This is a genomic window from Nonomuraea purpurea (assembly GCF_042650645.1).
Classification (GTDB): Bacteria; Actinomycetota; Actinomycetes; order Streptosporangiales; family Streptosporangiaceae; genus Nonomuraea; species Nonomuraea purpurea.
The window spans coordinates 39,941-60,550 of record NZ_JBHSBI010000019.1; the positions used below are offsets into that span (position 1 = coordinate 39,941).

20 protein-coding genes are annotated in these 20,610 nt (G+C 71.2%); 10 read left to right on the forward strand and 10 right to left on the reverse strand.

Translation table 11 applies throughout. The annotated features are described in order from the left end of the window. Positions 1 to 14: 14 nt before the first annotated feature. Positions 15 to 884 carry an alpha/beta fold hydrolase gene (locus ACFOY2_RS32640; protein WP_379531950.1) on the reverse strand — a complete coding sequence of 290 codons (870 nt, stop codon included), beginning with the start codon at positions 882 to 884 and terminating at the stop codon, positions 15 to 17. Between the two features lie 143 nt (positions 885 to 1,027). Here ACFOY2_RS32640 and ACFOY2_RS32645 point away from each other — a divergent pair, with 143 nt between their 5' ends. Continuing rightward, positions 1,028 to 2,995 (forward strand): AfsR/SARP family transcriptional regulator, encoded by a 1,968-nt coding sequence (locus tag ACFOY2_RS32645; protein ID WP_379532088.1) that lies wholly within the window; start codon positions 1,028 to 1,030, stop codon positions 2,993 to 2,995. Between the two features lie 46 nt (positions 2,996 to 3,041). Here ACFOY2_RS32645 and ACFOY2_RS32650 read toward each other — a convergent pair whose 3' ends face one another. The 3 genes from ACFOY2_RS32650 to ACFOY2_RS32660 all read right to left on the reverse strand — a co-directional run bounded on the left by ACFOY2_RS32650 (position 3,042) and on the right by ACFOY2_RS32660 (position 6,134). Next, the gene (locus tag ACFOY2_RS32650) at positions 3,042 to 3,872 is read right to left on the reverse strand and encodes an alpha/beta hydrolase (RefSeq protein ID WP_379531951.1); all 831 of its coding nucleotides are present in this window, start codon (positions 3,870 to 3,872) and stop codon (positions 3,042 to 3,044) included. Between the two features lie 265 nt (positions 3,873 to 4,137). Next, the gene (locus ACFOY2_RS32655; protein ID WP_379531952.1) at positions 4,138 to 4,701 is read right to left on the reverse strand and encodes an SMI1/KNR4 family protein; all 564 of its coding nucleotides are present in this window, start codon (positions 4,699 to 4,701) and stop codon (positions 4,138 to 4,140) included. A gap of 98 nt (positions 4,702 to 4,799) precedes the next feature. Further along, positions 4,800 to 6,134: a hypothetical protein gene (locus ACFOY2_RS32660; RefSeq protein ID WP_379531953.1), complete on the reverse strand. Its 1,335-nt coding sequence runs from the start codon at positions 6,132 to 6,134 to the stop codon at positions 4,800 to 4,802. A 227-nt stretch (positions 6,135 to 6,361) separates the two neighbouring features. Between ACFOY2_RS32660 and ACFOY2_RS32665 the strand changes: the two genes are divergently transcribed. Then, the gene (locus tag ACFOY2_RS32665) at positions 6,362 to 7,531 is read left to right on the forward strand and encodes a hypothetical protein (RefSeq protein ID WP_379531954.1); all 1,170 of its coding nucleotides are present in this window, start codon (positions 6,362 to 6,364) and stop codon (positions 7,529 to 7,531) included. 110 nt (positions 7,532 to 7,641) lie between these two features. On the opposite strand, the gene ACFOY2_RS32670 is transcribed toward ACFOY2_RS32665, so the two are convergent. Together ACFOY2_RS32670 and ACFOY2_RS32675 are read right to left on the reverse strand one after the other, a co-directional pair. After that, a complete protein-coding gene (locus ACFOY2_RS32670; RefSeq protein WP_379531955.1) occupies positions 7,642 to 8,142 on the reverse strand; it encodes a hypothetical protein in 501 nt (166 codons plus the stop codon). 122 nt (positions 8,143 to 8,264) lie between these two features. Further along, a complete protein-coding gene (locus ACFOY2_RS32675; RefSeq protein ID WP_379531956.1) occupies positions 8,265 to 8,894 on the reverse strand; it encodes a TetR/AcrR family transcriptional regulator in 630 nt (209 codons plus the stop codon). 188 nt (positions 8,895 to 9,082) lie between these two features. On the opposite strand from ACFOY2_RS32675, the gene ACFOY2_RS32680 reads away from it, so the two are divergent. After that, a complete protein-coding gene (locus tag ACFOY2_RS32680; RefSeq protein ID WP_379531957.1) occupies positions 9,083 to 9,781 on the forward strand; it encodes a GntR family transcriptional regulator in 699 nt (232 codons plus the stop codon). Positions 9,782 to 9,823: 42 nt separating this feature from the next. On the opposite strand, the gene ACFOY2_RS32685 is transcribed toward ACFOY2_RS32680, so the two are convergent. After that, positions 9,824 to 10,795, reverse strand: a complete 972-nt coding sequence (locus ACFOY2_RS32685) for a helix-turn-helix transcriptional regulator (RefSeq protein ID WP_379531958.1) — start codon at positions 10,793 to 10,795, stop codon at positions 9,824 to 9,826. Between the two features lie 181 nt (positions 10,796 to 10,976). On the opposite strand from ACFOY2_RS32685, the gene ACFOY2_RS32690 reads away from it, so the two are divergent. After that, positions 10,977 to 12,077, forward strand: a complete 1,101-nt coding sequence (locus tag ACFOY2_RS32690) for a winged helix DNA-binding domain-containing protein (protein WP_379531959.1) — start codon at positions 10,977 to 10,979, stop codon at positions 12,075 to 12,077. A gap of 11 nt (positions 12,078 to 12,088) precedes the next feature. Here ACFOY2_RS32690 and ACFOY2_RS32695 read toward each other — a convergent pair whose 3' ends face one another. The 3 genes from ACFOY2_RS32695 to ACFOY2_RS32705 are packed head-to-tail and all read right to left on the reverse strand — an operon-like array spanning position 12,089 to position 14,729. Next, the gene (locus ACFOY2_RS32695; RefSeq protein ID WP_379531960.1) at positions 12,089 to 13,072 is read right to left on the reverse strand and encodes a hydroxyacid dehydrogenase; all 984 of its coding nucleotides are present in this window, start codon (positions 13,070 to 13,072) and stop codon (positions 12,089 to 12,091) included. Further along, positions 13,069 to 13,842: an SDR family oxidoreductase gene (locus ACFOY2_RS32700; protein ID WP_379531961.1), complete on the reverse strand. Its 774-nt coding sequence runs from the start codon at positions 13,840 to 13,842 to the stop codon at positions 13,069 to 13,071. The genes ACFOY2_RS32695 and ACFOY2_RS32700 overlap by 4 nt, the downstream gene beginning before the upstream one ends. Continuing rightward, complete coding sequence (locus ACFOY2_RS32705) at positions 13,842 to 14,729, reverse strand: dihydrodipicolinate synthase family protein (protein WP_379531962.1); 888 nt, start codon at positions 14,727 to 14,729, stop codon at positions 13,842 to 13,844. Before ACFOY2_RS32705 ends, ACFOY2_RS32700 begins: the two co-directional genes overlap by 1 nt. A 141-nt stretch (positions 14,730 to 14,870) precedes the next feature. On the opposite strand from ACFOY2_RS32705, the gene ACFOY2_RS32710 reads away from it, so the two are divergent. The 6 genes from ACFOY2_RS32710 to ACFOY2_RS32735 are packed head-to-tail and all read left to right on the forward strand — an operon-like array spanning position 14,871 to position 20,599. After that, positions 14,871 to 16,001, forward strand: coding sequence for a Gfo/Idh/MocA family protein (locus tag ACFOY2_RS32710; protein WP_357819880.1), 1,131 nt, complete (start codon positions 14,871 to 14,873; stop codon positions 15,999 to 16,001). Beyond that, a complete protein-coding gene (locus ACFOY2_RS32715; RefSeq protein WP_379531963.1) occupies positions 15,998 to 17,206 on the forward strand; it encodes a Tm-1-like ATP-binding domain-containing protein in 1,209 nt (402 codons plus the stop codon). The genes ACFOY2_RS32710 and ACFOY2_RS32715 overlap by 4 nt, the downstream gene beginning before the upstream one ends. Beyond that, positions 17,203 to 18,039, forward strand: a complete 837-nt coding sequence (locus tag ACFOY2_RS32720; protein WP_379531964.1) for a phosphoenolpyruvate hydrolase family protein — start codon at positions 17,203 to 17,205, stop codon at positions 18,037 to 18,039. Before ACFOY2_RS32715 ends, ACFOY2_RS32720 begins: the two co-directional genes overlap by 4 nt. A gap of 13 nt (positions 18,040 to 18,052) precedes the next feature. Further along, positions 18,053 to 18,502 carry a VOC family protein gene (locus ACFOY2_RS32725; RefSeq protein ID WP_379531965.1) on the forward strand — a complete coding sequence of 150 codons (450 nt, stop codon included), beginning with the start codon at positions 18,053 to 18,055 and terminating at the stop codon, positions 18,500 to 18,502. A gap of 35 nt (positions 18,503 to 18,537) precedes the next feature. Next, entirely contained in the window at positions 18,538 to 19,860 is a 1,323-nt protein-coding gene (locus ACFOY2_RS32730; protein ID WP_379531966.1) for an MFS transporter, read from the forward strand. A 49-nt stretch (positions 19,861 to 19,909) separates the two neighbouring features. Beyond that, the gene (locus ACFOY2_RS32735) at positions 19,910 to 20,599 is read left to right on the forward strand and encodes a GntR family transcriptional regulator (protein ID WP_379531967.1); all 690 of its coding nucleotides are present in this window, start codon (positions 19,910 to 19,912) and stop codon (positions 20,597 to 20,599) included. The last annotated feature ends 11 nt before the right edge of the window (positions 20,600 to 20,610 follow it).

The window sequence follows — 20,610 nt, forward strand, 5'->3', positions numbered from 1 at the left end:
GGCATTCCGATGCGTCAGCGGGTGAGCAGGGCGCGCAGGGCCTTGGTGATGTCGGCCGGGGCCTCCTCGGCCATGAAGTGGCCGCAGGTGACGACCTCGTGCCGCAGATCGGGCGCCCAGGCGCGCCACAGCGCCGTCGCGTCGTAGCCGAGTGCGGCGCCCCAATCCTGCTGCAGCACGGTGACCGGCATCCGCAGTCGTTCGCCGGCCTCCCGGTCGGCCCGGTCGTGCTCGGCGTCGATGCCCGCAGAAGCGCGGTAGTCGGCGACGATCGAGGGGACCGCCTGGCGGCAGGCGTCCAGGTAGGCGGCGCGGACGTCGTCCGGGATCGCCCGAGGGTCGCCGGTCCACAGGTCGAGGAAGTGACCGAAGAAGGCGTCCGCGCTGGCGGCGATCATGCGTTCCGGGAGGCCCGGCGGCTGCGCCATCAGGTAGAGATGGAAGCCGACGGCGGCGTCCGCGCCGCGCAGCACGTCCCACATGTCCAGGGTCGGCAGCACGTCCATGCAGGCCAGATGGGTGATCGCCGCCGGGTGGTCGAGACCGGCGCGGAAGGCGACCAGGGCGCCGCGGTCGTGTCCGGCCAGCGCGAACCGCTCGAACCCGAGCTCACGGGCCAGCGCCACCACGTCGGCGGCCATGGTCCGCTTGGCGTAGGTGCCGGCGCCGGCCTCGGCGGGCTTGTCGCTGGCGCCGTAGCCGCGCAGGTCGGGGCAGATCACCGTGTGGTCGGCGGCCAGGTCGGCGGCGACGTGTCGCCACATCAGGTGGGTCTGGGGGAAGCCGTGCAGCAGCACGATCGGGCTCCCCGAGCCCGCGGTGGCGACGTTGAGCGACACCCCGTCGGCGACGGGGACGCGCCGATAGTCGAACCCGTTGATCATGAATTTCCGCCTCTCTGGCGATGGGCGATCCGGTCGGCTCCAGCCTGCCGGGCGCGGATGAGCATCCGATCAGCGCGCTATCGTGGCTGGTCGGGGAGGTGATTTGGGCGGTGCCGGTCGAGTTCGGGGTGCTGGGGCCGGCAATGGCCTGGGACGAGGCCGGGGCCGTGATCGACGTCAAGGGGCCGCGGCATCGGGCGGTGCTGGCCCGGCTGATCGTCGCCCGGCGGCGGGTCGTGCCCGTTTCCCGGCTGGTCGCCGATCTGTGGGAGGACGACCCGCCGGAGGGCGCGGTGGGCGCGTTGCGTACGTTCGTCGCGGCGCTGCGCCGCGCGCTGGAGCCCGACCGGCCGCCCAGGACCACGCCGCGGCTGCTGGTCACCGAGGGGCCGGGGTATGCCCTGCGCGCCGAACCCGACGCGGTGGACGCCTGGCGCTTCGAGCGGGCTGTGGCCGCCGCTGCGACGCAGCCGCCGGAAAGGGCCATCAAGCGGCTGGAGGAGGCTCTGGGCTGGTGGCGCGGGCCCGCCTACGCCGACTTCGCCCACCGGTCGTGGGCGCGGGCGGAGCGCTCCCGGCTGGCCGAACTGCGGTTGCGCGCCGTCGAACAGCAGGCCGAGGCGCGCCTGGCGATCGGGCTGGCGGCAGAAGCGGTGCCGGATCTGGACGCGCACGTGGCCGAGCATCCGTGGCGGGAGGACGCCTGGCGGCTGCTGGCCCTCGCGCTGTACCGAACCGGCCGTCAGGGCGACGCCCTCGCGGTGCTGCGCCGGGCGCGTGACCTGCTGGTGGAGCACCTGGGCGTGGACCCGGGGCCGCGCCTGCGCGGCCTGGAGTCCGACATCCTCCACCACGCACCCCATCTGGACCCAGGTCATGACACGACGGGATCAGTGTGGGCGCAGGCGACGGCCGCCTACGACCGCAGCGTGCCGTCCAGCGCCCGGGCGCGGCTGGAGTCGACGGTGAGCCTGATGCGCGACCTGGCCCTGACCGGCGGTGCGGGGTTGCCGGCAGCGCGCCGGCACCGCGTGGCGGCGGTCGCGGCGGCGGAGGAACTGGGCGACGCGGAACTGACCGCGCGGGTGATCGGGTCCTACGACGTTCCGGCGATCTGGACTCGTTCGGACGACCCCGCGCAGGCAGAGCAGGTTGTCGCGGCAGCCGAACGCACCCTGACCGCCCTCCCGGCCACCGCTTCCGAGGCGAGCCGAGCCCGTCTCCTGACCACGATCGCCCTGGAGTCACGGAGCGGCCTCCCGGAGCCGCACCTTGGACGGGCCGTCGGCAGCCCCGCCGCGCGCGGCGTCGAGGCGGCTCGGCAGGCGGAGGAGATTGCCCGGCGACTGGATGATCCCGCGCTGCTGGCGTTCGCGCTCAACGGCAGGTTCATGCAGAGCTTCCACCGTACGGGCCTGGCCGGTCGCCGTGAGGAGATCGGGGCCGAGTTGGTGGCGCTGTCGGCCCGGCACGGCCTGGTCAACTATGAGGTCCTCGGCCACCTCATCCGCCTGCAGGCACGCTGCGCCGTCGGGGACTTCGCCGGCGCGGACCGGCACGCCTCCGCCGTGGAACGGCTGGCGGAGCGTCATGAACGGCCGCTGGTGGGGGTGTTCACCCGCTGGTACCGGGCTTTGCGCCTGGACGCGACCGGCCAGGCGACGGCGCAGGAGGCCGAAACCGCCTACCGCGAAGCCGCCGCCCTCCTCGACGGCGCCGGCATGCCGGGCTTGGAACGCGGGCTGCTGCCGCTGGCCCTGCTGTGCATGCGGATACGACGCGGCCTTCCCCTGTGCTCTGATGGTCGCCGGACTCCGACGGATTGGGGGCCGTACGAGCCGTGGGTCCGCCCCCTCCTGCTGGCGGCACGCGGCCACCGCGCGGAGGCCGCCGCCGCGTTGCGCAAGGTCCCCGCCCCGCCGCACGACCTGCTGATGGAGGCGATGTGGTGCCTGGTGGGAAGGGCCGCCGTGGCCATCGGCGACCGGGAGGTGATGCGCCGCGCCCACGAGGCCCTCACGCCCGCGGCCGGGGAAATGGCGGGCGCGGGCAGCGGCCTGCTCTCCCTGGGCCCGGTCTCGGCCCACCTCGCCATCCTCCACCCCTCCTGATGAGGCCCGACGCCAGAGTCGGGGAGGTGACCCGAGCGCTACGAAGTCACGATTTCACCCAGCCGGGGAAGCCGGGGATGGGGCCGGGGAGTGGCTTATACGTGGAAACCTTGGATGAGGTGGGTGGGATGGCCGGGCATCTGGCGCCCTCGTCCGGCAGTTCGAGGGAGATCAGGTAGCGGTCGATGCCGTTGACGGCGCACTCGCCATGGTCGTAGATGCGGTGGCCCCAGCCCTCGTAGGTGAACAGCCTTCCTGCGCGGCCGAGCTGCTGAGCCGTGCTCACCGCCCAGTTGTAGCCGGTTGCTGGGTCATGCAGGGCGTTGGCCACCAGGATCGTCGGGCCGGACACGCGCAGGCGGTGCTGAGGATTGGGGATCGGGGCCCGCTGTCCCAGGCATGCGGCCATCGTGGCGAGTGCCTCAGGACCGGCCAGCATGTCGGGAGCGATGCGGCGGGAACTCGCCAGGTGGGCGGCGTACTCGCGATAGTTGCCAACCGGCAGCAGATAGTCCAGGCAGAAGACCTGGGTGGCGTCGTTGACCACCTCCTGGTCGGGCAGAGGTGTGAGCCGCGATTTCGCCTGGCCGTCGCCGCTGTCGGCCGCCACCAGGAATTCGGCCAGGCCGGCCCAGTCGGGACCGAAGAACGCTCCCGTCGCCTCATAGATGAGCAGCAGCTTGGTGAGGGGGACATCCGGCCGGCCCGGATAGTGCAGTTCGCCGCGATCGGCGCGCGCCAGCAGGTTGGCCCAGAAGGTGCGGATGTTCTTGCCGTGCAGGGCGCATGACGAGGTCTTGTCGCACCATTTCACGAACTCGTTGAAGGAATCCTGGGTCGTCCACGCCTGGGTGTCCAGAAAGTCCCTGGTGCCCAAGCTGTGGTCCATATTGCTGTCGAGCGAGAGAGCACGGACCCGGGCGGGGAAACGCTCGGCATAGATCTGGCGAGCACAGGATGGGATGGCTGCCTGCCACCCCGCGCGGGTCGAAGCCCACGATGTCGAACCGGCTGGTGATCTCAGAGGAGAAGGGGAGCCGGTCACGCAATCAACGTGATGCGGTCCAGGACGAAGCGTCCGGATCGGCAAGAGATGATCTCTTGAGCATGCAGCGAACCATAGTGCGTTAAACGGAGTATGGTCAATTCGTTCCCGGGGCGGAACCGCGCTTCTTCTCGAAGACCGCATCGGTCGTGCCCCACATGAACACGGCGCCGAGGGGGAGCTCTGGGAAGTCAGCCCTGAGCACCCTGACGAGGAACTCCGCCATGCCACAGTCGTAGCGACTCCACCGCGTGTCGCCCCGGTTGTAGACCAGGACGGGCCAGGAGGCGGGATCGCTGTTCGAGGCGTCCCAGCACAACAGATCGGCCGTGCTGTCGACGCCCCAGGTGATCAGCAGGGGAGAGGTTCCTTCAAGTTCAGGCGACTTGTCCTCGGTCTCCCAATCCGCCTCAGCGTTCGCCGTCTCCATCACCATCCCGTCACGCCATGCCTCCGACAGCGACGTCTTGGGCTCCGGTTCGTCAATCGACAGGTAGTCCTGCACCACTCCGGCCCCGTACACCTGCATGAAACGGACGTAGTCGGGCGGGAACGCCCGCCCCCACGACTCGGTGATACGAGCCCAGTCGACGGCGGTGCCACCGTCCGCCGGTGGCGGCATGAGCCGCTGCAAGACGTCGACGTCCTCTGCCTCACTCATCGGTGTCCCTTTCCTCGCTTCCGATAACCAACGCCGAACACCCTGGCACATCTGACCAGGTCACAGACAGACTGGACAGAGCCCGGCCAGGATGCGAGCTAGAAAATGGTCATCCTTCCAAGGATGTGACCCTTCGCGTCGTATGCGATGAAGACGGCCGAGAACGGATCGACTCCCTCGGCGATGGCGAACCACCTTCGCCCGCCGGGCACCGATGGGGGCCCGAGAGCCACGGTGGACGGCCGCCTCCCGGGTTGGCGCTCGATCTTCAGACTCGCGACGTCGCTCCGGACGGCGCCGACTGGGGCGTGCCGATTGGGGCTGAATCCGACGCCGCCCACGATCGCGATCGCGTCCCGCAGATCATCGGGATCGGCGTCAAAATCCTCACTGAAGGTGTAATCGCCACCCACAGAACGTAGGCTCACCTGGACGTCGTCCTCGCGCTCCTTGACGCCCATCGCCCAGACGCCCGTCGCGGTGCGGCCGGAGGCGGCCAGACGGAGACCGGGGTCGAGCAGCTTGCGCGCCGGGTACGCGGTCACAGTGGCGCGGATCCGGGCGAGACCCCGCGCGTTCACTTCCCGCAGACTCTTCACCAGGGCGTCGACGTCCTCCTCCGGAACTCCCTCGGCGTGCAGCACGGCCAGCGTGTCCTTCTCCCGCCAGACGCGGGCCGTGGGAGTCCGGTCGTACGACTCGGCGAACGGCGGCGGTCCGGCCGCGCCCGGCACGCCCCGCATCAACCGTGGCGTGCCGGGGGAGAGGGCACCCATCAGCGCCTCCGTCCGCGGGGTGTGGCGAACCAGGGTGAGCGCCAGCTTGGCGCCCGACCGGCGGTCGCTCCACGTGAGCGTCGTTCCTGCCGTCGGGGACATCTCCCACAGGCCCATCCCGCCGGATGCGAGCGGGCGCAGGTCGCGTGGCACTCCCTCGCTGCCGATCGTCGGCCGAGGACCGTTCTGGACGAGCGCGTTCGCGGCCCGGATGAGCTCGCCGTCCGACAGACCGCGGCCGAGCACCCCGTAGAAGACGGGCTCCGTGGCACCGAACGGCCGGACCGGCCAGGTGATCCACCGATGCGGAGCTGTCCCGCCGATCTCGGCCTCCGCCGGCCCGCCGCGCAGTGGACGGCCCCCGTGCGGCTGCGCGCCCGCCCATTCGGCGCTCGCGTGGTAGAGGGCCGACACCAGCCGTCCGTGCAGCACGTCACCGGGACGGCCGTAAACCGCGATGTTGTCACCCCCGCTGAACGAGTAGCTGGAGACGGACTCCAGGTGGAGACCGGGCGGCGGCGCGGTGGGGGCCAGGGCGGACAGCGGAGCCCACACATCGGTGTGCGGTACGGGGAGGTCGTTCGGCGCCGCGGACCTGACAGCCAGCAGCAGCGCCGCGACTGCCACGGCGGCGCGGACCGTCGCCACCCGCGCCATCCGGCCCCCTTTGCTCGATCTCGACAGCGCCGCGCCCGAGGATCCGGTCGCCGAACACCCTGCAGCATCAAGATCCACGATGAAGCAGAATCCGGCAACTCAATCTGACTAGACCACCGCTGTGTTCTCGCGCAGCACGGTACGGCGACTACCCAGCTGACGACTTCCGTGCAGTGTACGGAAAACCGTACAGCTAGCTTGGTCAGCCTCGACACAAAGGAGGATCGATGATCGATTGGCAGCGTGCCTACGCGATGCTGGCACTGCGGATCAACCGGCTGATCGGCGGCGGCGCACTCAGCGGCACCGTGGTCATCTACCAGGGCCCTCAAGAGTGGGCTGCGCAGGTGGAGAGCGAGCCGCCGGCCGTTCCAGGGAAGCTGGTGGACGAGGCCGAGCGGTTGCTGGAGAGCGCCGCGTCCCCCTATCTGGCCGCGCAGGTGCGGGCGATGCGGGCGGTGGCCCGCCATCTGGACGGCGAGCGGTTGCCGCTGGCCGAGTACGGACGGGAGTGCCTGGGGCTGAAGCCGCGGTGGGTGGCGGAGGAGGTGTTCGAGGAGGCGCACGCGGAACTGGACCGCGCCTTGCCGAAGGGCTCCGGGTCACTGGCAGAGCGGCTCCGGGCCTGGCAGGGGGCGCACACGCTGGAGCCGATCGAACGGCTGCCCGACCTGGTCGCCAAGGCGGTGAACGAGACGCGGGCGCGGACGAACTCCATCGTCCCGTTGCCGGAAGGCGAGGTCGTCGGTTGCCGGCTGGTGGAGGGTGTGCACTTCCACGGCGCGGGCGCCTACGAGGGCGGGCTGCGCTCCACGATCCACATCAACAAGGCGATCCCCTTCAACCTGGCTGATCTGCTCTATCTCATCTCCCACGAGGGCCATCCCGGGCACATCGCCGAGTCCGTGCTCAAGGAGATCCACCTTCCGGATGTGCGGGACCAGGACGTGCGGTTCATGTTGTCGCCGTCGTTCGTGCTCAGCGAGGGGCTCGGACTGCTGGCCGAGGAGATCGTCTTCCCTGGTGACGAGGCGCAGACCTGGCTGAACAGGAACATCCTTCCCGAGGTCGGCGTCCGGCCTGACGGGAGCGATTTCGCGGCGATTCATCACGCCAAGAATGTGTTGTGGGGGGTGTGGGGGAACACGATGTTCCTGGCAGCCGAGGGACGTGCGGACGCCGAACTGTCCGCGTACCTGCAACGGTGGGCCCTTTACAGCGAGGACGAGGTGGCGCTCGTGCTGGGGTCGCTCAAGCCGTCGCCGATGAGCCCGTACATTTTCGGATATTTCCACGGATGGGAGCTGCTGCGCCCCTGGGCGGCCAAGCGACCGGACCGGGTCCGGCGCCTGCTCACCGAGCAGCTACTGCCCACCGACGTGGGGCCGTCAGAGTAGGCACGGCGAGCCCCCTCCTCCTCGCCGCCACACGCCAACACCTGACGGCCGCCCGGTTGTTGCGACACCCCGACGCGCGGCATCGGCAGGTAGAAGGACGGGGACCCGGGTCACCTGCCGCAGGCCGGCATCAGGCTCGCGTCCCCCTTGGCCACGGTGAACGTGCCGCCGCGCATGAGGCTCTGCCGGACTCGGACGGAGACGTCGGTGAGGACGCCGCAGCGCAGTGTGGTGATCTCGTTCAGCCTGGTGGTGGTGACGGTCCAGGGGACGTTCCTCTGCCCGCAGGGGATCGTGGTCTCGCCGCCGCCTCTGCGCCGGCCGCCTTCCTGGAGGATGCTGACCATGAGTGTGCACGTGTCGCCGAGGGTTCTGTTCCAGAGGGTGTGGCCAGGGATGTCCTTGCGGGCGATGACCGTGCCCGAAGGGTCGGTGGCGACGGTGCCGGTGATCGTGGCCGTCTTGCCGACGCGTCCCACCGGCTCGGTGGTGATCTCGTTCAAGGACAGGGTCCTGATCGTGGTGCCGGCGGCGGCGTGGGCAGGGGCGGCCCCGAGGGGGATGGTCAGGACGGCTGCCGTGAGCAGGGTCGCGGCGCGGGCGTGTCGCATTGGAGAGGTCCTTTCGCGTGGTGGCTGACCGCCACCACAATATGACTCTCTGTAGTCATATTCAACGCTGTGTAGTGACAGCTCTCCCTGTGGCGGTTGCCGGAACGAGCCGGCGAGGCGGGTCAGCCGAGCCAGTTGTCCGGTCGTTGCGACTTCAGGATGGGCGCCGTCGGCGGAAGCGTGCTCGCCGCGGTCGGCGACAGGCCGTCGAGGACGAGCGTGAGGTAGCGGCGCCAGCCCTCGCTTTCGGGATCCATGCTCCAGAGCACGCTGGTGAGCATGGCCATGACCCTGGGCAGGTCGCCGGGAACGAGGTCGGCGCGGACGAGACCGGCCCGCTGGGCCCGCTGGGTGAGCTCGGTCAGCGCCTCGAAGAACGCGATCGACAGGTCGGGCGTGAGGGAGCCGGCGTTCTTCGCGGCGGCCAGGGTGTTCTGCTCGCGAGCCACCACGGTCATGGCCGCTTCGATCAACGTGGTGAAACCGCGCAGCGGGTTCTCGTCGTCGAGCGCTCGTGCGACGGCGGGCGTGAGGTCCTCGGCGACGCTCTGGTCCAGGATGGCCCGGACCAGGTCGCCCTTGTGCGGAAAGTGGCGGTAGAGCGTCCTGATGCCCACCCCCGCGCGGCGGGCGATCTCTTCGAGCAGCACGTCAGGACCGTCCTCGGCGAAGGCGGCACGTGCGGCGCGCAGGATTCGCCCGACGTTGCGCGCGGCGTCCGCCCGCAGGTGTCGCTCGGTGTTCGTGACCACCGCCAAAGCCTACCAACCGGCAGCCACATGCCAATTGTGCTGGCGTGATCGACACGAACGACGTCCTGCCGGTCTTTCCCGGCGGCTTCGTTATAACCTGTGACATCGGTCCTTTGTAGGTCTCGTGAATGCCTGACAGCCGGAAGGGCGGTGTAAGTTATAACGAAGATCGATGAGACAGGACAGCGATGAGCGAACCAGCGGCCGAGCTCTCCACCACCAAAGCGGACTTCGCCTACCTGCGTGTCAAGGAGCTGATCCTGTCGGGGGCGCTGCTCCCCGGTTCCGTCATCGCGCAGGCCCAGCTGGCCCGCGACATCGGCATCAGCACCACGCCCCTGCGCGAGGCGCTGCGGCGGCTCAAGAGCGAAGGGCTGGTCGAGCTCGACGCCCACCGCGACGCCCGGGTGGCGCCGCTGGCCGCCGAGGAGGCCCGCGACCTGCTGGAACTGCGCCGCTCCCTCGACCCCCTCGCGGTAGCGCTGGCCGCCGAACGCCGCGCCAAGGCCGACATCGCCGCCATGCGCGCCGCCCATGAAGGGCTCAAGCCGCTGCCCGGCAACCCCGCCGTCGAACAACTCGTCGCCCACCGCAGGTTCCACGCCGCGCTCTACGCCGCCTCGCACAACGACCTGCTCATCCAGACCCTCGACGGCCTGTGGGACAAGGCCGACCGCTACCGTCGTCTCGCCCTGGAGGTCGAACGCGGCCAGGCGGCCCGCGACCGCAAGGCCGCCGAGCACGAGGCGCTGCTGGAGTACGTGATCGCGGGCGACGCCGAGTCGGCCGCCGCCGTCATGCGCGAGCACATCGACACCAGCCTCGGCGCCCAGGCCGCCTGGCGGCTGCGCAAGCACCACGCCGACGAGGCCACGACACCCGAGTGATCAGTGCCGGGCGGCCGGGGAGATCGAGGACGCCCGGTTCGCTCAACCGGCGGCGTCGGCGTAGCGGCGGGCCAGGTGTGCGAAGGCGTTCTTGAGCTCGGCCGGGCCGACGACCTCGATGTCGGCGTCGAACCTGCCGATGGTGGCGGCCAGGCCCGGCCATGACCAGGAGCCCAGGACGAGGCGGCAGCGGTTCGGGCCGAGTTCTTCGACGAGCCCGTCGAGGGTGTAGTGGGACACGACGGCGGCGGCCAGGTCGAGGATGACCTCGCCGCGGCAGGGCCAGTCGCCGGAGCCGTCGGAGCCTTGGAACCGGTTGGTGACGAAGGCGGCCACGTCCCCTCCGGGCAGTTCGCGCGGGGTGAAGCGGGGGCCCGTGGGGGTGCGCGGGGTGATGCGGTCGGCGCGGAAGATGCGCCAGTCGTCGCGGTCGAGGTCCCAGGCGAGCAGGTACCAGCGCCCGCCCCAGGTGACGAGGTGGTGGGGTTGCACGCGGCGTGGCGGAGTCTCGGCGCCGTCCTGATCGGCTCCCGCGTAGTCGAAGCGCAGCACCTCGCACGCGTGGACGGCGGTGCTGAGCGCCATGAGCACGCCGCTGTCGACCCTCGGGCCCGGCCGGGTCGCGGGCCGTTGGACGGCGGTGACCTGGAGGGTGTCGATGCGGTGGCGCAGCCGTGCGGGCATGACCTGCCGGACGGTGGTCAGCGCGCGTGCCGCGGCTTCCTCGATGCCCGCGCCGCTGGTGGTGGCGATCTGGAGTGCGATGGCCAGAGCGACGGCCTGTTCGTCGTCGAAGAGCAACGGGGGCAGTTCGGAGCCGGCGTCGAGCCGGTACCCGCCGTCGGGGCCTTTGAAGGCCACGATGGGGTAGCCGAGCTCGCGCAGGCGTTCGACGTCGCGGCGTACGGTGCGCGCGCTGATGTTCAGCCGTTCGGCCAGCAGCGCCCCCGGCCAGTCCCTGCGCGCCTGGAGGAGCGAGAGCAACGCCAGCAGTCGGGCTGAAGTCTTCGGCATGCTCCCCATATTGCCCGCAGAAGCGGACACTTCTTGACCGCTTCACCTGCGACTGTGGTCCGCACTCCGGCGAAATCGAAAGGAACGACGTCACCCGTGAAAATGCGCGAGTACAACCCCGGCTCCCGCCGAGTCCCTTCCACGAGACCCTACGTGGGCCCGCAATAAGGATGGTGCCCTAGTGACCGTTCTCGGCATCCGGGCGCTCAACCGCGCGACGCTCGCCCGGCAGTTGCTGCTCGATCGCGCCGACGTCCCGGTCATCGACGCCGTCGCGCATCTGTGCGGTCTGCAGGCGCAGGAACCGCAGGAGCCGTTCGTCGGGCTCTGGTCGCGGCTGCGCGGCTTCGACCCGGCGGCGCTCTCGGACCTGCTGACGGGGCGGCGTGTGGTGCGGACCCATCTCATGCGCCGCACCGTCCATCTCCTCACCGCCGATGACGTTCTGGCCTGGCGGGCCCGCCACGACGTCATGCTGCGTCAGAAGGTCCTCGGGGTCTACCGCCGTGAGCTTGCCGGGGTGGACCTCGAGGAGCTCGCGGCCGCGGGCCGGGCGGTGCTGGCCGACGGGGAGCCCCGTTCGATGTCCGAGCTGGCGCGGGCGGTGGCTGAGCGCTGGCCGGCGCCGGGACCGAGGCCGCTGGGCGAGATGCTGGTCGCCGCCCTCATCCCGATGGTGCAACTGCCGCCGCGCGGGTTGTGGCGCATGAAGGCGGGGGTGCGCAACGTCCCGCTCTCCTCCTGGGTCGGGCGCGAGATCGACCCGCCGGCCCAGGACGGCGCCGATCCGGTCGGACAGGCGCTGGTACGGCGCTACCTTGCCGCGTTCGGCCCCGCCGCCACCGCCGATCTGCGCGCCTGGTGCGGTCTTGCCGGGCTGCCGGCCGCGGTGGCCGCGGTACGCGATGAGCTGGTCGCCTTCCGCGACGAGCGCGGCCGGGAACTGCTCGACCTTCCCGGCGCGCCGCGCCCCGACCCCGACACGCCCGCCCCGGTGCGGTTCCTGCCGGCGTTCGACAACGCGCTCCTCGGTTACCACGACTGCGGCCGGATCGTGGACGACGCCCACCGCGGCTTGTCGGTCACCGGCGCTCGTGTCGTCCTGGTCGACGGCCGGGTCGCCGCGACCTGGAGCGTCGAGGACGACGCCGTGGTCGTCAGCCCGCTGCGCCGCCTGTCCCGAGCCGACCGCGCCGAAGTAGCCGAGCAGGGGCGGTCGCTGGCGTCGTTCCTTACCGACGACGCCGGCGACCGCGTGGAGATCGCCGCCGGTCCCGGCTGAGCGGGGCATGTCTACCGGGAAGCGGAACCGCCCTGGTACACCTCGGGGTTGACCGCGTGTTCCGGCCGTTCGCCGCGCAGCACGCGAAGGACGTCCCCGGCCAGGCGCCGCGCTATCTCCTCGCCGGCGCCCGTGCCGAGCCCCGCCGCGTGCGGCGACAGGATGATCCCCGGGGTGTTGAGCAGGGGACTGGCGACGTCCGGGGGTTCGGCCGCGAAGACGTCGACGGCCGCGCCGGCGATGACGCCCGTGCGTACGGCCGCTGCCAGCGCGGCCTCGTCCACCACGCCACCGCGCCCCACGTTGATCACGAAGGCGCCGGGACGCAGCAGGCTCAGCTCGCGCTCGCCGATCGCCCCGCGGGTCGAGGGCGTCAACGGCAGGTTGATCGAGATCGCGTCCGAGCGGCTCAACGTCTCCTCGAGGGTCCCGGCCACCTCGCACCCGGCGGGCAGCCCCGAGGGGTCGGGCGGGGTCACGTCGTAGGCGATTCCCCGCATTCCGAGCGCCCCGCAGCACAGTTCGAGCACCATCCGCCCGGTGTGTCCCGCGCCGAGGACGCCGATGGTCCTGCCGTGCAGGTCGGCCAGGCGCAGGTCGCGCCGGATACCGAAATCGCCCTCTCTGACGGCTTGGTCGAGGACCGGCAGCCTGCGGGCCAGCGACAGCAGCATGGCCAGGGTGTGCTCGGCGACCGAGCGCGCGTTGGCGCCCGGCGTGTTCACCACGCTGACGCCGTGTTCGGTGGCCGCGGCGATGTCGATGTTGTCCACCCCGACCCCGTGTTTGCCGATCACCCGTAGCCGTCCTGCGGCCGCGATCAGCTCCCGGTCGATGGGGTGGACCTGGGTGATGATGGCCGAGGCCGAGCCGAGCGCCGCCCGCCGCTCGCCCATGGCCGGGGTCAGCCGGACGACCTCGCCGTGCTCGGCCAGCAGCGCGAGGCCCACCTCGTGGAGGGACTCGGTGACGACGATCGTGTCCTGCTCGTTCACAGGACGCCCACCAGCCCGCCGTCGCAGCGCAGCGCGGTGCCGGTGATGTAGGAGGCCGGGGCGGAGCACAGGAAGGCGACGGCGGCGCCGAACTCGTCGGGGGCGCCGTACCTGCCTGCGGGGATGGCGTTTTCTGAGGCGGATTTGACCTGCTCGACCGTGCGTCCTTCGCGTTCTGCGCGGGCCCGGTCGAGAGCGCCGACGCGGTCGGTGGCGATTCGTCCGGGAAGCACCATGTTCACCGTCACCCCGTCGGCGGCCACCTCGGCGGCCAGCGTCTTGAGGTAGGCGGCCAGCGCCCAGCGTCCGACGTTCGAGGCGGCCAGGCCGGGAAGCGGCGCGACGACGCCGCTGGAGCCGATGGCGGCCACCCGTCCCCAGCCGCGCTCGCGCATGCCCGGCAGCACCAGCGAGAGCAGTTCCTGCTGCGGCCGCAGGTGAAGGTCGAAGGCGGCCGAGATCCCTGCGGGATCCATCTGGTCGGCCCGCCCAGGGGCCGGTCCAGGACCGTTGAGCACCAGGATGTCCACCGGGCCGAACGCCTCTTCCGCGGTCTCGACGAGGCGGCACGGCGTCGCGGGATCGAGCAGATCGCCCGGTGCGGGGACGGCGTCGGGCAGGTCGGCGGCGATGGCGGCCGCGAGGTCGGCGCGCCGGCCGTTGACGATCACGCGTGCGCCCTCCCCGGCCAGGGCACGGGCGGTGGCCTCGCCAAGCCCTCCCGTCGAGGCGCACACCAGGGCGACCTTGCCCTTGATGTTCAGCTCCATCAGACACCTGCCAGGGCGGCCAGGTGGCGGGTGAGCTGGCCTTCCAGCGCGGCGGGCATGCCGGGCGCGGGCGGCCGCACCGAGGCGTCGGCGAACAGGCCGCGAAGCTGGAGGCAGCGCTTGCGGATCGCGAGCGCGGGCCCCGCCTGCTGCTCGAAGTTGACCAGGGGCAGGTAGGGGAGGAACGCTTCGCGGGCGGCCTCGTAGCCTCCCGTCCGCCACGCCGTGGTCGCGGCGACCAGCCCTTCGGGGAAGGAGAATCCGGTCATGGCGCCGGCCGCCCCCGCGGCCAGTTCGTCGAGCAGGCCGATTCCGCCGAGTCCGCCGAACACCGGTACGTCCAGCGCCGAGGTCAGCGCCGACACCGCGAGCGGGGTCGGCGGCGCCTCGGCCTTCACCGCCGCCACGCCGGGCAGGCCGTCCAGCGCGGAGATCAGCGCGGAGGTGGGGATCCGCACGCCGGTGGCCACGGGGTAGTCCTGGACGACGATCGGGGCGCCGGTGCCGGCGTGCAGGGTTCCGAGGTGGGCGGCGAGCACGACGGGGTCGCCGGTGTTCACCTGCACCATCGCGCCGGCCAGCCGGTCGCCCAGCACGTTGTGGATCAGCTCGATCTCTTCGGCGACCGGTGCCGTGGCCGAGCCGGTCGTGCCGACGACCATGGGCAGCGCGACCGCCTCCGTCACGGTCTGCAGCACGCGGCGGCGCTCGGCCGTGGTCAGCCGTACGGCCTCGCCGAACACGCCGAGCACGGTCAGCCCGCTCACCCCGCACGACGCGTAGTGGCGTACCAGCCGGGCCAGGCTCTCGTGGTCGACCTCCAGGTGGGCGCCGTGGAAAGGCGTGGCGACCACCCCCCAGACTCCCGTGGCCAATCTGATGTCCATGTGGGTCCTTCCTGTGGCGGGCCATTAATGGTCATCCATTACGGCTGCTTGTCAGCGCCGAAACTGCGTGGTTACATGGAACCATATCTCATATATCCAGATGTCATATGTCATATATCACGCGACAAAGGAGCCCCTGGCATGCCGGATGACCTCAAGATCGCCGTGATCGGCGGTGGTTACATGGCCAGGGCGCACAGCGTCGCCCTGGCCGCGCTGCCGGTCTATGTGGACGATCTGCCGTTCCAGCCGATCCGTGAGGTGATCTGCGACGCCACCGGCGACCTGGCCGCCGAGGCCGCGCGCCGTTTCGGCTACAACCGCTCCAGCGGCGACTGGCGCGCGGTGGTCGAAGACCCCGACGTGGACGTGGTCGACGTCGTCCTGCCGAACGACCTCCACCTCGAGGTCGTCGAGGCCGCGCTCGCCGCGGGCAAGCACGTGACGTGCGAGAAGCCGCTGGCCAACACGGCCGCCGAGTGCGCGCACCTGCTGGCCGCCGCGGAGAAGGCGGGCGTGGTGCACCAGACGGGGCTGAACTGGCGGCTCGCCCCCGCCGTGCAGCAGGCCCGCCGGCTGATCGAGGACGGCACCATCGGCGAGATCCGGGATTTCCGCGGCTTCTGGCTGGCCGACTTCGGCGCCGACGCCTCCAGCCCGATGACCTGGAAGTATCGCAAGGAGTCCGCCGGATCCGGCTCGCTCGGCGACACCGGCAGCCACGTCATCGACTTCGCGCGCTACCTGGCGGGCGAGTTCGCCTCCGTGGTCGGCCTGTCCCGCATCCACGTGCCCGAACGCACTCCTGCGGGCGGGGGCGCTCCCGAGCCGGTGGACGTCGAGGACGACGCGGCGTTCCTGGCCGAGTTCACCGGCGGCGCGTACGGCTACGTCCAGCTCACCAGGTCCTCTCCCGGCCGCAAGAACCACTGCGGCTTCGAGCTGCACGGGTCGAAGGGCTCAGTCGTCTTCGACTGGGAGCGGATGAACGAGTTGCGCGTCTACGACTCGCGCGACGCCAAGGACCGCCAGGGCTTCCGTACCGTCCTGATGGGTCCTGCCCAGCCGTACGGCGGGCAGTTCTGGCGGGTGCCCGGCTACCAGATCGGGTTCGGCGAGACCAAGGTGCTGCAGTTCATGGAGCTGGTCCGGGCCATCGGCGGCCAGGGCGACGTGCAGACCTCTTTCCTGGACGGGCTGCGCGCCAAGCAGGTCGAGGAGGCCGTCGAGGCGTCGATCGACACCCGCGCCTGGACCGAGGTCGCGCGTTGACCGACCGTGGCCCGGCCGCCGTCGTCATCGCCGCGACGCTGGACACCAAGGCCGAGGCCGTGGCGGTGCTCCGCGAGGAACTCCTGCGGCGGGGCGCGTCCGTGCTGGTCGTCGACTGCGGGGTGCGCGAGCCGGAGAGAACCTTCCCCGGCGTGGAACGTTCCCTGGTAGCCGCCCGTGGCGGCGGCCTCGCGCCGGGCGCGGACCGCGCGGCGGCGCTCGCGGTGATGACCGCCGGGCTGGCCGGATGCGTGCGCGACCTGCTCGCCGAAGGGCGCGTGGCAGGGTTCGTCGCGGTCGGCGGGGGCACGGGCGCGAGCCTGTCGGCGGGCGCCTTCCAGGAGCTGCCGTACGGCCTGCCGAAGATGCTGATCTCCACCGGCGTGACCGGCGACGTCGAACCCGTCGTCGGCGTCAAGGACGTCATGCTCGTGCAGCCGGTCGTGGACCTGATCGGCGACACCGAACTCCTCGACCGGACCCTGCGCGCAGCCGGCGCGGCGATGGCCGCGATCGTCGCCCTGCCGCCACCTCCCGCGCGGGGAACGGGCCCGCGGGTCGCCATCACCGCCTTCGGCGTGACGTCGGCGGCGGCCGAACATGCCGCCCTGCTGCTGGCCCGGCGCGGCTGCCGGCCGGCGGTCTTCCATGCCCGCGGCTCCGGCGGCCGGGCGATGGAGGAGCTCATCGGGGCCGGCGCCTTCGACGCGGTGCTCGACCTGACCACCACCGAGGTCGCCGACGAGGTCGTGGGCGGGCTGCGTTCCGCGGGGCCGAACCGGCTGGAGGCGGCGGTCGCGGCGGGGCTGCCGCTGGTGGTCGTCCCCGGGGCCGTCGACGTCGTCAACTTCGGCCCGCCTGACACCGTGCCGCACGCTCTGAGGGGACGGGCGCAGGTCCGTCACACCCCCTTCTCGACCCTGGTCCGCAGCTCCGCCGACGACAACCGGGAGATCGCCGCCTGGATGGCGGGCAAGCTCGCCGGAGCCTCGCAGGCGGTGGTGCTGGTCCCGCAGGGCGGTTTCTCCGACCTCGACCGGCCGGACGGCCCGTTCCACGATCAGGCGGCCGACGCCGCGTTCGCCGACGAGATCACGGCGCGCCTGGCCGGCCGGGTCGAGGTCCGTCTGGTCCCCGCGCACATCAACGAGCCCGCCTTCGCGCAAGCGGCCTGCCAGGCCCTGCTGGAAAGGACGTCAGCATGAACAGAAGAGTCGCGCGCGAGGAGATCCTGCGCAGGTTGCGCGGCGAGATCGCGGCCGGCCGCCAGATCGTCGCGACCGGCGCGGGCAGCGGCCTGGTGGCGCGCGTCGCGGACCGATCGGGGGTCGACCTGATCGTGGTGTACTCCTCGGGCAAGTTCCGCCAGGACGGGCTGGCCAGCATCGTCGGCGCGCTGCCGGTGGCCAACGCCAACGACGTGATGCTGGAGCTCGGCCGCGAGCGCATCTTCCCCGTCGTGCGGGACACGCCCGTGATCGGCGGCATCTACACCCACGACCCGACCAGGGACCTGGACGACCTGCTCGACCAGATGATCGCGACCGGCTACAGCGGCGTCATCAACTTCCCCACGGTGGGCAGGATCGACGGCGGATACCGTGCCGACCTGGAGAGTCTGGGCTTCGGGTTCGCGCAGGAAGTGGAGATGCTGCGCCGCGCGGCCGCACGAGACCTGCTCACCCTGGCCTATGTCTACACCCCGCACGAAGCCGCCCAGATGGTGCAGGCGGGCGTGGACGTGGTGGTCGCGCACGGCGGAGTGACCGGCGGCGGCGACATCGGCCTGGCGCGGACCAACAGCCTGGACGCCACCGTGGAGACGTTCAACGCCATCTTCGAGGCCGCCAGGGCCGCCCGCGACGACGTCGTCGTGCTGACGCACGGCGGCCCGATCATCACCCCGCAGGACGCGGCCGAGGTCGCGGCCCGCACCGGCGCGCACGGCTTCGTCGGCGCGTCCAGCACCGAACGCATCCCCATCGAGAACGCGCTCAAGGCCGTCTACGCCGCCTTCAAGGCCGGCCCCAACGGCTGAAGGAAGAGGAGCCATGGCAACCGACCACACCCTGCACCACATCGGCATCACCGTCGCCGACCTGGACGCCGCGGAGGCGTTCTGGGAGGCGTTGCTGCGGACCGAATCCGTGCGCCGCTACACCATCGAGGGCCCGTTCATCGCCGAGATGACCGGCTACGACGGCGTGCGCATCCTGGGCAGCCAGGTGAACCTGCCTTCGGGCGGCTACCTCGAACTCCTGCAGTATCTCGACCGGCCGGAGGGCCCGATCTCCCCGGAGACCGCGCATCCGGGCAACGTCCACATCTGTCTCGTCGTCGAGGACGCGCAGGCCGAATGGGACAGGGCCGTCGCGCTCGGGGCCACACCGCGCAGCGCCCGGCCGGTCACCGTGCCCTCCGGCGCGAACGCCGGCGCGCTCACCGGCTACCTGCGCACGGCCGACGGCGTGACGATCGAGCTCTTCCAGCCTCCGCGCTGAGGCGGGCACACCCCCTGAAGATAAGGACCAGTCAGATGACGCAAGACCAGGCCGATCCCCGCGACACCGTCGCACCGGCCGCCGAGCCCGCTTCCGTCAAACGCGCCGTCGTCGCGGGCGGCGTCGGATCCGTACTGGAGTGGTACGACTTCTTCGCCTACGGCACCGCCGCCTCGCTGGTGTTCGGCCATGTCTTCTTCCCGAACATCAGCTCCGCCGGCGGCACCCTGGCCGCCTTCGCCACCTATGGCGTCGGTTTCTTCGCCCGGCCGGTGGGCGGGGTGGTCTTCAGCCACTTCGGCGACAGGGTCGGGCGCAAGACGATCCTGGTCATCACCTTGGTGATGATGGGCGTGGCCACCACCCTGATCGGCCTGCTGCCCTCCTACGAGGCCATCGGCATCGCCGCGCCGATCATGCTGGTGGTGCTCCGGCTGGTGCAGGGTTTCGCCGCGGGCGGCGAACTCGGCGGCGCTATCGTGCTCGCGCTGGAGTACTCCGGCGCGAAACGGCGCGGCTTCAACACCTCCTGGATGGCCTGCGGCGTGATCGGCGGCCTGCTGCTGTCGTCGGCCGTGTTCACCGTCTGCACGGCCGTCTTCAGCGAGACCGCCTTCAGGGAGTACGGCTGGCGCGTCCCGTTCCTGATCAGCATTCTGCTGGTCGCGACCGGTATCTACATCCGGCTCAGGCTGGAGGAGTCGCCGCTGTTCGACGAGGTGCGCAAGAGCGCTCCCGAGGTGCGCGTACCGGTCGTGGAGGTGGTTCGCACCCACAAGCGCTCGCTGCTGGTGGTGATGGGCGCGCGGCTGATCGACAACGGGGTGTTCTTCATCTACTCCGTCTACCTGCTCAACTACGCGCAGACCACGACGTCCCTGTCGAGCACGGCGGCGCTGATCGGCCTGTCGACGAGTTGTGTCGTGGCGCTGGCCTGCGTCCCGTGGTTCGCCACCCTGTCCGACCGGTACGGCCGGCGTCCGGTGTTCATGGCGGGTGCCGGGTTCTCCATCGTCGCCGCGTTCCCGATCTTCGCGCTGGCCACGACGGGGAATCCCCTGCTGTTCGGGCTGGCGCTCGTCCTGGGCATCTCGGTGGGCTGGGGCCTGGTCACCTCGGTGGTCGGCGCCTACTTCGCCGAGCTGTTCCCCGCCCGGCTGCGTTACTCGGGCATCACGCTCGGCCGGGAGATCTCCTCGATCTTCGCCGGTGGGCTGTCGCCGTTCATCGCCGCCGCCCTGCTGGCGGCCACGGGGTCGATCTGGCCGGTGGCCGGGTACGCGATCTTGCTCTCGGCGGTCTCGCTGGTGGCGGTCTACTTCGGGCCGGAGACGTATCGGCTGGAATCACTGAGCTGAAAAAAGCCCTACGATATATGAGACACCAGATTCCACGGTTGGGGAGGACATGACCGGCGACATGGAGTCCCTGAAGCCGCTGACCCAGCGGCCCGACAACCTGACGACGATGGTCTACGACTCCATCCGCCACGCGATCATCACCCGTGCGCTGCCGCCGGGATCGCGGGTCAGCGAGGCCCGGCTCGCCGAGTCGCTGCAGGTGAGCAAGACCCCCGTGCGTGAGGCGCTGCTGCGTCTCACCCACGCCGGGCTGATCGAACCGGACGGGCGGCGCGGCGGGTTGATCGCCAGGCCCTCGGCCGCCGCGCTGCAGGCCGCCTACGAGCTGCGGGAGGCCCTGGAGGGCCAGACCGCGAAGCTGGCGGCCCACAACGCCGGCGAGGCCGACCTGGCCGCGATCGCGCGCGCCGCCGAGCAGTGCCTGGCGGGCGCCCTGGACGGCGACCTCGAAACCTTCCGCGCCAAGGACAAGGAGTTCCACCTGGCCGTCGCGTCGGCGGCGCACAGCCCCTACCTGCGCAACGCCACGGCCGACTCCTACGACCTGGTCTGGACGCTGCGGTTGCGCGATTCCCCCACCGCCGACACGGCCACGTCCTGCGCCCACGACCACACCGACATCCTCGCCGCGATCACCGCCCGCGACGAGGAGCTCGCCGGCGAGCTCATGAGCGCCCACGTGCGCAAGGTGGCCACCTCCGTCCTCGGCGCGATGGAGGACCACCCCGGCGCCTGAACCGCCCGGAT

Coding starts and splice junctions, on each gene's coding strand:
- ACFOY2_RS32655 (WP_379531952.1), bottom strand. CDS start 4,701: ATGAGTGAGGCAGAGGACGTCGACGTCTTGCAGCGGCTCATGCCGCCA.
- ACFOY2_RS32640 (WP_379531950.1), bottom strand. CDS start 884: ATGATCAACGGGTTCGACTATCGGCGCGTCCCCGTCGCCGACGGGGTG.
- ACFOY2_RS32710 (WP_357819880.1), top strand. CDS start 14,871: ATGCCGGATGACCTCAAGATCGCCGTGATCGGCGGTGGTTACATGGCC.
- ACFOY2_RS32685 (WP_379531958.1), bottom strand. CDS start 10,795: ATGCCGAAGACTTCAGCCCGACTGCTGGCGTTGCTCTCGCTCCTCCAG.
- ACFOY2_RS32660 (WP_379531953.1), bottom strand. CDS start 6,134: ATGGCGCGGGTGGCGACGGTCCGCGCCGCCGTGGCAGTCGCGGCGCTG.
- ACFOY2_RS32700 (WP_379531961.1), bottom strand. CDS start 13,842: ATGGAGCTGAACATCAAGGGCAAGGTCGCCCTGGTGTGCGCCTCGACG.
- ACFOY2_RS32735 (WP_379531967.1), top strand. CDS start 19,910: ATGACCGGCGACATGGAGTCCCTGAAGCCGCTGACCCAGCGGCCCGAC.
- ACFOY2_RS32665 (WP_379531954.1), top strand. CDS start 6,362: ATGATCGATTGGCAGCGTGCCTACGCGATGCTGGCACTGCGGATCAAC.
- ACFOY2_RS32645 (WP_379532088.1), top strand. CDS start 1,028: ATGGCCTGGGACGAGGCCGGGGCCGTGATCGACGTCAAGGGGCCGCGG.
- ACFOY2_RS32670 (WP_379531955.1), bottom strand. CDS start 8,142: ATGCGACACGCCCGCGCCGCGACCCTGCTCACGGCAGCCGTCCTGACC.
- ACFOY2_RS32730 (WP_379531966.1), top strand. CDS start 18,538: ATGACGCAAGACCAGGCCGATCCCCGCGACACCGTCGCACCGGCCGCC.
- ACFOY2_RS32705 (WP_379531962.1), bottom strand. CDS start 14,729: ATGGACATCAGATTGGCCACGGGAGTCTGGGGGGTGGTCGCCACGCCT.
- ACFOY2_RS32680 (WP_379531957.1), top strand. CDS start 9,083: ATGAGCGAACCAGCGGCCGAGCTCTCCACCACCAAAGCGGACTTCGCC.
- ACFOY2_RS32725 (WP_379531965.1), top strand. CDS start 18,053: ATGGCAACCGACCACACCCTGCACCACATCGGCATCACCGTCGCCGAC.
- ACFOY2_RS32720 (WP_379531964.1), top strand. CDS start 17,203: ATGAACAGAAGAGTCGCGCGCGAGGAGATCCTGCGCAGGTTGCGCGGC.